Source organism: Demequina sp. (assembly GCF_024642165.1).
In the GTDB taxonomy this organism is placed as follows: domain Bacteria; phylum Actinomycetota; class Actinomycetes; order Actinomycetales; family Demequinaceae; genus Demequina.
Genome location: NZ_JAHEBP010000078.1, coordinates 1 through 9,634, shown reverse-complemented (window position 1 = coordinate 9,634; position 9,634 = coordinate 1). Strand labels below are relative to the sequence as shown.

The 9,634-nt window shown below is 70.0% G+C and carries 8 protein-coding genes and 1 other RNA gene; 7 read left to right on the top strand and 2 right to left on the bottom strand.

Going from position 1 to position 9,634, the window contains the following annotated elements; translation table 11 throughout:
- The 3 genes from Q0L54_RS08060 to Q0L54_RS08050 form a co-directional block, all read left to right on the top strand.
- The coding region (locus Q0L54_RS08060; protein ID WP_296666960.1) for a M23 family metallopeptidase at positions 1–236 on the top strand (236 nt) is incomplete at its 5' end.
- Between the two features lie 89 nt (positions 237–325).
- A complete protein-coding gene (smpB, locus tag Q0L54_RS08055; RefSeq protein WP_296666959.1) occupies positions 326–796 on the top strand; it encodes an SsrA-binding protein SmpB in 471 nt (156 codons plus the stop codon).
- A 67-nt stretch (positions 797–863) separates the two neighbouring features.
- Entirely contained in the window at positions 864–2,693 is a 1,830-nt protein-coding gene (locus Q0L54_RS08050; protein WP_296666958.1) for a DUF2207 domain-containing protein, read from the top strand.
- A 6-nt stretch (positions 2,694–2,699) separates the two neighbouring features.
- Here the strand turns inward: Q0L54_RS08050 and Q0L54_RS08045 are convergent, their stop codons facing one another.
- A complete protein-coding gene (locus tag Q0L54_RS08045) occupies positions 2,700–5,273 on the bottom strand; it encodes an MMPL family transporter (protein WP_296666957.1) in 2,574 nt (857 codons plus the stop codon).
- A gap of 182 nt (positions 5,274–5,455) precedes the next feature.
- Here Q0L54_RS08045 and Q0L54_RS08040 point away from each other — a divergent pair, with 182 nt between their 5' ends.
- From Q0L54_RS08040 to Q0L54_RS08025, 4 genes are all read left to right on the top strand, one after another.
- On the top strand, positions 5,456–6,025 hold the full coding sequence (locus Q0L54_RS08040) for a TetR/AcrR family transcriptional regulator (protein ID WP_296666956.1): 570 nt from the start codon (positions 5,456–5,458) through the stop codon (positions 6,023–6,025).
- Between the two features lie 85 nt (positions 6,026–6,110).
- Positions 6,111–6,884 carry a nucleoside phosphorylase gene (locus tag Q0L54_RS08035; protein ID WP_296666955.1) on the top strand — a complete coding sequence of 258 codons (774 nt, stop codon included), beginning with the start codon at positions 6,111–6,113 and terminating at the stop codon, positions 6,882–6,884.
- An 88-nt stretch (positions 6,885–6,972) separates the two neighbouring features.
- Positions 6,973–7,341: a transfer-messenger RNA gene (gene ssrA / locus Q0L54_RS08030) on the top strand.
- Between the two features lie 196 nt (positions 7,342–7,537).
- Positions 7,538–8,515 (top strand): calcium/sodium antiporter, encoded by a 978-nt coding sequence (locus tag Q0L54_RS08025; RefSeq protein WP_296666954.1) that lies wholly within the window; start codon positions 7,538–7,540, stop codon positions 8,513–8,515.
- 7 nt (positions 8,516–8,522) lie between these two features.
- Here the strand turns inward: Q0L54_RS08025 and Q0L54_RS08020 are convergent, their stop codons facing one another.
- Positions 8,523–9,596 carry an acyl-CoA desaturase gene (locus tag Q0L54_RS08020; protein WP_296666953.1) on the bottom strand — a complete coding sequence of 358 codons (1,074 nt, stop codon included), beginning with the start codon at positions 9,594–9,596 and terminating at the stop codon, positions 8,523–8,525.
- Positions 9,597–9,634: the final 38 nt, after the last annotated feature.

Genomic DNA, 9,634 nt, shown 5'->3' with positions numbered 1-9,634 from the left:
CCATGGGCGGGTTCGGCAACCAGGTGATGGTCGACCACGGGTTCGTCAACGGCAACTCGCTCATGACCAGTTACAACCACCTCACGCGGTTCGCGGTGGGCTCGGGCCAGTACGTCACCAAGGGCCAACTGGTGGGCTACTCGGGCAACACCGGCACCTCGACGGCCTGCCACCTCCACTTCGAGACGTACGTCAACGGCGACACCGTGGACCCGATGACGCTCATCGGCTCCTGACCACTCGGCGCGCCCGGGTAGACTGGTGCGTCGCGCCCGCGGGCGCGGAGCCACGCACGAGTGACCAGGATCGGCCGAGGAGGTGAGTCATGGGTGACGGCATCAAGGTGGTCGCGACCAACCGCGCCGCACGCCACGACTTCTTCATCGACGACGTGTTCGAGGCCGGAATCGTGCTCACCGGAACCGAGGTCAAGTCGCTGCGCCAGGGCCGCGCGGTGATCGGCGACGGCTACGTGTACGTCGACGGCGGCGAGGCGTGGGCGGAGAACCTGCACATCCCGGAGTACTCCCAGGGCACGTGGACCAATCACGCCCCGCGCCGCAAGCGCAAGCTCCTGCTGCACACCCACGAGATCGAGGACCTGCAGCAGCGCACCCGGGAGAAGGGCTTCACCATCGTCCCGCTGCGGCTGTACTTCCTGAACGGCCGCGCGAAGCTCGAGATCGGGATCGGGCGCGGCAAGAAGCTCCACGACAAGCGCCAGGCGCTGCGGGAGAAGCAGGACAAGCGCGAGGCGCAGCGGTCCATCGGCGTCCAGCGCCGCATCAACACCTGACCGGGAGTGTGGAGGGACGATGCGCGCCGGACCTCCGCGCGCATCGTCGCCCCGGCATGATGGGCTTATGAGGAGACTTCTCGCCGCGCTCGCGATCGCGTTCGTCGCGGTCCTGTCGCCCGTGGCCGCACACGCCGCCGCGCCCGACGGCGGCCGCAGCGTCGAGCGCTGGGACGCGACCTACGACCTGCAGGCGGACGGCTCGGCGCTCGTCACCGTCGAGATCGACTTCGACTTCGGCAACGACCCGGGCCATGGCCCCTACTGGACGCTGCCGATCCGCCAGGGCTTCGACGACACCTACGACCGCCTCTACGACGTGACGGACGTGAGCGCATCGTCGCCGTCGGGCGCGCCGGCGAAGGTGTACCTCGAGGAGGACCGCAACTACGTGGCGGTCCGGGTGGGCGACGAGAACATCGGGGACGTGTCGGGCGTCCAGACGTACGTGCTCCGGTACACGCTGCACCACGTCATGAACGACACCACGGCCGAGGAGACCGACACGGGTCAGGCGGGGGATGAGTTCTACTGGAACGTGATCGGCGACGGGTGGGGCACGCCCATCTCGAACATCACGGTGACCGTATCGGGGCTGGCGGACGTGACCGATGCGGCGTGCTGGTCCGGGCGCGTGGGCATCGTCGAGGGCTGCGGCTCCGCCGGATTCGACGGGCCCTCGGCGAGCTTCGCGCAGGACGCCCTGGAGCCCGGGCAGCCGTTCACCGTCGCGGTGCTGTACCCCGCCGGCACCTATGACACGGCGCCGGCGCTGGTGGAGAGCAACGACTTCGCGCGGGCGTTCCGGCTGACGCCGTGGACCGTTGGCGGGGCGCTGCTGGTGCTGCTCGGCGGCGGCTTCCTCATCGTCCGCCGCCTGCTGCAGATCGGGACCGATCAGCAGTATGCGGGTGTGACGCCGGGGGTGTCGCCCGCGCTGGGCGCGGAGGCCTCGGTGCGAAAGCGGGACCGGAGCGCACCGGTCGCGGTGGCCTTCCAGCCGCCGCCGGGCCTGCGTCCGGGCCAGCTGGGCACGCTGATCGACGAGAAGGCGGACCCGCGGGACGTCACCGCGACCGTGGTCGATCTCGCGGTGCGCGGCTATCTGATCATCGAGGAGGCCGGGAAGAAGGACTACGCGTTCGTGAAGCAGCGGGATGCCGACGAGGCCCTGTTCCCCTACGAGCAGATGCTGTTCGACGCGATCTTCGAGGGGCGCAACCGCGTGACGCTCGGCCAGCTCAAGACCACTTTCCACGCCGACATGGCGGCCGTCCAGGCGCAGCTCTACCGCAACGTCACCCAGCACGGCTGGTTCAATCACAACCCGTCGCACGCGCGCAACGCCTGGGCCGGGGTCGGGGTGGGCCTCATCATCGCCGGCGTGCTCATGACGCTGTTCCTCGCCGCGCAGACCTCGTGGGCGCTGGTGAGCCTGCCGGTCGCGGTGCTGGGCCTCATCATGGTCGCCACGGCCAAGGCAGCGCCCGCGCGCACGCCGGAGGGCACCCGCGTGCTCGCCGAGACCCGCGGCTTCGAGCTCTACCTCACCACCGCCGAGGGCAACCAGCTGCGGTTCGAGGAGGGCCACGACGTCTTCAGCCGGTACCTGCCCTTCGCCATCGCCTTCGGCGTCGCGGAGCAGTGGTCGAAGAAGTTCGAGGCGCTGGCGGCGCAGGGCGCCCGGCTCGCCGAGCCCACCTGGTACCGCGGCGCGGCGTACGGGATGTTCTGGGCGCACGCCGGCGGATTCGGATCCCGCATGAGCGAGTTCGCGGTGCTCGCGGACGCCGCCATGTCCGCCCCGACCCCGGGATCCTCCGGCGGGTCGGGCTTCAGCGGCGGGGGAGGGTTCTCCGGAGGCGGCGGCGGTGGTGGCGGTGGCGGCGGCTGGTGAGCCGGTTCAGTGGCGCGCCGGCTCCGGCTCTGCCGTGTCCTCGGCCGTGTGAGGCACCGGGTGCTCACGCTCGAGCGCCGCGCCCTCGACGTCCACATTCGGGAGCAGGCGGTCCAGCCAGCGGGGGAGCCACCACGCCTTGTCGCCGGCGAGGTGCATGAGCGACGGCATGATGATCATGCGCACCACGAATGCGTCGAGCAGGACTCCCATCGCGAGGCCGAATCCCATGGGTCGGATCATCGCGATGTGGGAGAACATGAATCCGCCGAACACGGAGATCATGATGATCGCCGCGGCCGTCACCACCGCGCGGCCGTGCCTGAGGCCCGCGACCACGGAGCGGCGCGCGTCCATGCCGTGGACGTAGGACTCCCGCATGCCGGTGGTGAGGAACAGCTGGTAGTCCATCGCGAGCCCGAACAGGATCCCGGTGAGCAGGATGGGCAGGAAGCTGAGCACCGGACCCGGGTCGTGGACCCCGAACAGCCCGCCGAGCCAGCCCCACTGGTACACGGCCGTCAGGGCGCCGAAAGCCGCGAACAGCGACAGCACGAAGCCGAGCGTCGCGATCACCGGCACCAGCAGCGAGCGGAACACGATGATCAGGATGATGATCGACAGGCCCACCACGATGACCAGGTAGAGCGGCAGCACCGAGTCGAGCTTCTCCGACACGTCGATGTTGCCGCTCGCCTCGCCCGCGACGCCGATGGCCGTGCCGTCCTCAAGCGGTGACAGGTCGCGTAGCTCGTGGACCAGCTGCTCGGTGGACTCGCTCGACGGTCCCTCCGCGGGGATCACCTGGAACGCCAGGAAGCCGCCGTCCGCGGAGACCCCGGCGGGAGCCACCGCGACCACGTCCTCGTTCTCCATGAGGGTGGCGGTGATGGCGACCTGGGCCGCGAGCACCTCGTCCTCGGCCAGCGGCGCCGGGAGGTCCGCGGTCACCAGCAGGGTGCCGTTGAAGCCCTCGCCGAACTCGTCGCCGATCGCCGTGTACGCCTGGTACTGCGTCGAGTCCTGCGGCTCCTGGGTGCCGTCCGGAAGTCCCAGCCGCATCGACATCGCCGGGATGGCGATGACCAGCAGGGCGGCGGATGCGCCCACGAAGGCGAGCACGGCACGGCCGGTGCGCATCGCGGTGACGGGCGCCTCCGCGTGCTCGGGAGCGCCGATGCTCGCGCGGGCCTTCCTGCCGAGCACCCGCGTGCCCATGAGCCCCAGCAGCGCGGGCGTCAGGGTCACGGCGATGAGCACCGCGATGGCCACACAGAACGCCGCGACCGTGCCCATGACGCCCAGGAATGGCACGCCCGTGACGTTGAGGGCTGCCAGGGCGATCATCACGGTCGCACCGGCGAACACCACCGCGTTGCCGGAGGTGCCATTCGCGAGGCCGATCGACTCGTGCAGCGACATCCCGCGCTTGAGCTGCTGCCGGTGGCGATTGATGATGAACAGCGAGTAGTCGATGCCCACGGCGAGCGCGAGCATCACGCCCAGCACGGGGGTCACGGAGGACATCTCGGTCACGTCGGAGAAGGCCAGCGCCGTCGCGACGCCCACGCCCACGCCCACCACCGAGGTGACGACGGGCTGCACGGCCGGCAGGATCGCGCGCATCATCACCAACAGAACCACGAGCGCGAGGGCCACGCCCACGATCTCGCCCACGCCGAGCACGCCGGAGACGTCCGTGGCGAGGTCCGCCGAGAAGTTGACCATCACCCCGTCGGGAGTCCCCGCGGAGATGGTTTCGATGACGGCGTCCTTGTCCTCCTGCACCACGCCGAACACGGGGGTGTCGAACTGGATGATGCCCAGCGCCGTGGCGCCGTCGCTCGACACGGTGGTGATGCCCGAAGCGGCGTCCGCCAGCTGCGCGCCCAGTGCGAGCTGCTCGCCCTGGGCGGTGAGCTCCGCGAGGCCCGCGTCGATCTGCTGCTGCTGGGCGTCGAGCTGCGCCTGCTGCGCCGCGAGCTCCTGGGCGCTCGCGTCGAGCTGCGACTGCTGCGCCTCGAACTGTGCCGCGGCGAGCTCGTAGGTGCCGTCCGCCCGCGCCGCCTCGACGGCGGCGTCCAACTGAGCCTGTCCCGCCTCGACCTGGGCGGTCGCATCGTCGAGCTGCGCCCGGCCGGCGTCCAGCTGCGCCTGGCCGGCCTCCAGCTCCGTCTGCGCGGCGTCGAGCTGCTGCTGGCCGCCCTCGAGCTGGGCCTGCTGCTCCTGGAACTGCTGCTGCGTGGCGAACGGGTCCACCACCGCGGTGACGGCGGAGATCTCCTGCGCGCTCGCCAGGGCGGCGCTCACGCCCGCCTCCTGCTCGGCGGTGAAGGCGGAGCCGTCCTCGGTCTGGAACACCGCGCGCGAAGCGCCGCCGTCGAGGCCGGGGATCTCCTCGGACAGCTGGCTGGTGACGCGCTCGGTCTCGAGGCCGGGAATCGAGAAGCTGTCGGTGAGCGTGCCGCCGAACGCGACGAAGCTGCCGCCGGCGACGCCGAGCGCGAGCACCCAGGCGAGGATCGCGACGATCGGGCGCATCGCCGACGCGCGGCCGATGCGGTACAGGAGGTGGGCCACAGGGGGAGCCTTTCTGGGGGAACGGTAAGAGGGTGGCGACGATGCCGGGCCGGGCGGGCCGCCGCGCGAAGGTTCGCGCGGGCTTCCGGGCTCTCGGCTCAGTCTAGGACAGGATCGTGAGTTCTGCGACAAATGTTGGCTAACGGTTGGTGAATCGGTGTCGCGGGTGCCAGAATCAACCCGTGGACGCGCGCATCGTGAGAACCCGGAGACGGCTGCAGGAGGCGCTCTTCGAGCTGGTGCGCGAGCGCGGAGTCGACGAGGTCTCGGTGGGCGACATCGCGGCCCGCGCCGGCGTCAACCGCAGCACGTTCTACCAGCACTACTCCGACAAGGAGACCCTGCTCGCGGACGCCCTGGACCTGGTGGCCGAGCAGTCCGACGCGACCCTGCAGGCCATCGACCTGACCTCCGACGAGGCGCCGCAGGCGCTCGCGGCGTTCCTCGCCCACGTCGACGCCCATGCCGAGCTTTATCACCGCGTCTTCACCGAGCCCGGCTACGGCATCGTGCTCGCGCGCCTGCGCGAACAGGTGCGCGTCGGCGTGCGGGGCATCGCGGACGAGGCCTCAGACGTGGTGCCGCGCGACGTCCCCGTCGACGTGGTCGCGGATGGGATCACCGGCATGGTGGTGGGGGTGATCGGGTCGTGGCTGGCGATGGAGCCGCGCCCGCCGGCCGAGGCCGCGGCGCTGTGGATCTGGCGCATCGCCATCGGCCTGCCGGGCGTGGGACCCGCAACGTCGGCGTAACACCGCGCCTCTAGCATCGTTCCCACGCAGGCCCTCGGCTAGGGGCGGGCCCCGCCCCTCGGGTCCTGCGACGGAAGGTCCGCTCATGACCGAGCCCACCATCGTCGACAAGTCCACCGCGGGTCTCGATGCCCGCCAGTACCACGTGGGCCTCGCGCCGGGGGAGGTCGGCACGGTCGCCCTCCTGCCGGGCGATCCGTTCCGCGTGCCCATGATCGCCGAGTTCCTCAGCGACGTCACGGAGGTCGCGCACAATCGCGAGCACCGCACCATGACGGGGCACTACAAGGGACGGCTCATCACCGCCACGTCGACCGGGATGGGGTGCCCCTCCACCGCGATCGCGGTCGAGGAGCTCGCGCGCGTGGGCGTCACCTCGTTCATCCGCGTGGGGTCCACGGCGGCGCTGCAGCCCGGGATCGAGCCCGGGGACCTGCTGGTGTCGGAGGGCTCGCTGCGCAACGACGGCACCACCGCCGCGTACGTCCACCCGGGCTACCCGGCGGTGCCGGACCTCGCCGTCGCGATGTCGCTGGCGGAGGTGGCGCGCGAGCTCTCCGCGGGGACGGGCCGCGGCGTCTTCAGCGGCATCAACGCCACCGATGACGCCTTCTACGCGGAGGGGCCGGAGTGGATCGCCGAGCTGTCCCGGATGGGGATCCTCAACGTCGAGATGGAGAGCTCCGCGATGTTTGTGGTCGCGCGGCTGCGGGGGCTGCGCGCGGGCATGATCTGCGCGTGCTCGTCCAACCTCGTGGACGGGGCGAGCCTGTACTCGGAGAAGAACGCGCGCCTCAAGGACGGCTGGATGGCGTCCATCGAGGTCGCCCTCGAGACCGCGGTGCGGCTCGAGCTGTAGCCCACCCGTGCATCGTCCCGATGCGCCCGGCGCGAACGGGGCTTGGGTGCTGTCGGACCTGCCGGTAGACTGGTCACACAACTGCACAGGGGATGATCGGTTTCGACGTGTGTTTACTTCCTAGGGGAAGCGGGCCGAGGACGCAGGGTTATCTCGTTAACGATCCTTGCAAACCAATAGGTGCCGATTCCAAGCGCACCGACTTCGCCCTCGCTGCCTAAGCGAGCGCCATGAAGTCCGTCAGCCCAGGCGTGTTCCCGTCCTGGATCCTGGCGTCATCTAGGGAACTTGCTGGGGCTCCTCGTCATCGGGGGCTTCGGGACTTTTAGATGACTGGGCCTATCCCACTTGCTCGCCTGATGCGGGTGGGGGGCCGAGAAACACCTCTCAGGCTGCGCCCGGAGAAGACCTGGGTTTGGACATGCGGACGCGGGTTCGATTCCCGCCATCTCCACTCATCCCTGGCTGTTCACGATCGGCCGCCGCACCCGGACCGGGTGGGCGGCCGTTCGCGTGCCCGCACGCGGCCGCGTCGCCGCTCGGGCCCGACACCAATTCCGGCGGTGAGTGCCCGTCTTCACCCCGAAACGGGCACTGGTGGCCGGAGTTGTGGCGCGGGCGAGGGAGCGCGTATGGGTCGCTAGTCTCGCCCTATGACCCCAGCAATCATCGCGACTCTCGTGGGCCTTGGTGCACTCGCCTGGAGCGCCGAGAAGTTCGTGACCGCCGCCTCCGCGGTCGCCCGCCACCTGGGCATGGCCCCGCTCCTCGTGGGCATGATCGTGGTGGGATTCGGCACGTCGGCGCCCGAACTCGTGGTGTCCGCCTTCGCCGCGTCCGAGGGCAACCCAGAGATCGCACTGGGCAACGCACTGGGCTCGAACATCGTGAACATCGGCCTCATCCTGGGCGTCACCGCGGTGATCATCCCCGTGGTGGTGCACCGCGGCGTGCTGCGCCGCGAACTTCCCCTCTTGCTGGCGATTACCGTGATCCTGGCGGCGACGATGCTGGACGGCCAGATCTCCCGCTTGGACGCGGGGCTCCTCATCGTGGTGTTGGCGGCGCAGCTTGCGTGGTCGATCCGCACGGGCGGTCGGCAGCGGCCTGGCGAGCCGCCGGACGAGCTTGCCGTGGAGATCGAGGAGCGCGAGCTGGCGGAGCCGATGAGCCGCCGCGCCGCGTGGGGGTGGACGATCGGCGGGATCCTGATGCTGGTGGTCGCGTCCCGTGTGCTGGTGTGGGGCGCGGTGGAGATCGCTCAGCGGCTCGGCTGGTCGGACCTGGTGATCGGACTCACGGTGGTCGCGATCGGCACCTCGGCACCCGAGCTCGCCGCCGCCGTCGTGGCCGCCCGCCGCGGCGCCACCGAGCTGGTGCTGGGCAACGTCATCGGATCCAACATCTTCAACACGCTGGCCGTGGTGGGCCTGGCCGGGCTCATCGCGCCCTCGGCCGTGGACCCGGACGCGCTACGTCGAGACGTCCCGGTGTTGCTCGCGATGACCGCCGCTCTGGTGGTCATGGGATATCGACGGCGTGGGAATGGTCGGATCAACCGGGTCGAGGGCAGCGTGCTGGTCGTGACGTGGGTCGGCTACACGGCGTTGTTGATCGCCACCGCCGGCTGACGTCTGGTCAGCGACCCATCGCGACGCGCTCGGGGCAATCGAACGGGTCGCGGGCGGCGAGCCCCACACGGTTGAGATACTTCACGACCTCGGCGTAGGAGCCCAGCAGGGTGGTCTCCGTGTACGGCAGGCCCACCGACTCGCAGTGCTCGCGGACGATCTCGCGGGCGCGGCCCAGGTGCGGGCGAGCCATGTTCGGGAACAGGTGGTGCTCGATCTGGTAGTTGAGCCCGCCCATCAGAATCGACATGGTCCAGCCGCCGCTCACGTTGCGCGAGGTCAGCACCTGCTTCGACAGGAAGTCGACGCGCACGCCGTCGGGGATGATCATCATGCCCTTGTGGTTGGGGGCGAACGAGGCTCCCATGTAGACGCCGAACACGGCGAGCTGCACTCCGAGGAACGCGCACGCCATGCCGAACGGCAGCACGAGGAAGAGCGGCACGAGGTACAGCCCGAAGTGCAGCGCGATCGCGGGCAGCTCCATCCACTTCTGGCGGCGTGTGCCGCCCTGGATCAGCGACGCCACCGAGCGGAAGTGGAGGTTGATTCCCTCGAGCGTGAGCAGCGGGAAGAACAGCCAGCCCTGGTGCTTGGTGATCGCCCGGACCAGACCCTTCGCCTTGACCGCGTCCTCCTCGATGAAGGAGATGGTGTCCTTCTCGATGTCGGGGTCCTTGCCCATGGTGTTCGGGTTGCCGTGGTGACGGTTGTGCTTGCTCACCCACCACTGGTGGCTGACGCCCACGGCCACGGTGCTGAGCAGCCGCCCGAGGGCGTCGTTCGCCGGTCCGGAGTTCAGCACGGTGCGGTGCGATGCCTCGTGCGCCAGAAATGCGACCTGGGTCCAGACGATTCCGAGCGCGCCGGCCATGAGCAGCTGAAGCCACGAGTCGCCCAGCAGCACGAAGCCGGTCACCACTCCGCCGAAGGCGAGCACCAGCGCGGCCCCGAAGATCGAGTAGAACCAGTAGCTGCGGCGCAGCAGGCCGGTGTCACGGACCGTGCTCGCGAGCGGCGCAAAGGTGCGCGTGACGTGGTTGACGGGCAGGGACGGTGCGGCGAACGGCGAAGCGGACATGCCTCTCCTGGGCTCGTGGTGACTTCTCAGTCGGGTGG

Bases quoted from the DNA above. Each gene is read 5' to 3' on its own strand.
- smpB (WP_296666959.1), top strand. From the start codon at position 326: ATGGGTGACGGCATCAAGGTGGTCGCGACCAACCGCGCCGCACGCCAC.
- Q0L54_RS08050 (WP_296666958.1), top strand. From the start codon at position 864: ATGAGGAGACTTCTCGCCGCGCTCGCGATCGCGTTCGTCGCGGTCCTG.
- Q0L54_RS08035 (WP_296666955.1), top strand. From the start codon at position 6,111: ATGACCGAGCCCACCATCGTCGACAAGTCCACCGCGGGTCTCGATGCC.
- Q0L54_RS08025 (WP_296666954.1), top strand. From the start codon at position 7,538: ATGACCCCAGCAATCATCGCGACTCTCGTGGGCCTTGGTGCACTCGCC.
- Q0L54_RS08020 (WP_296666953.1), bottom strand. From the start codon at position 9,596: ATGTCCGCTTCGCCGTTCGCCGCACCGTCCCTGCCCGTCAACCACGTC.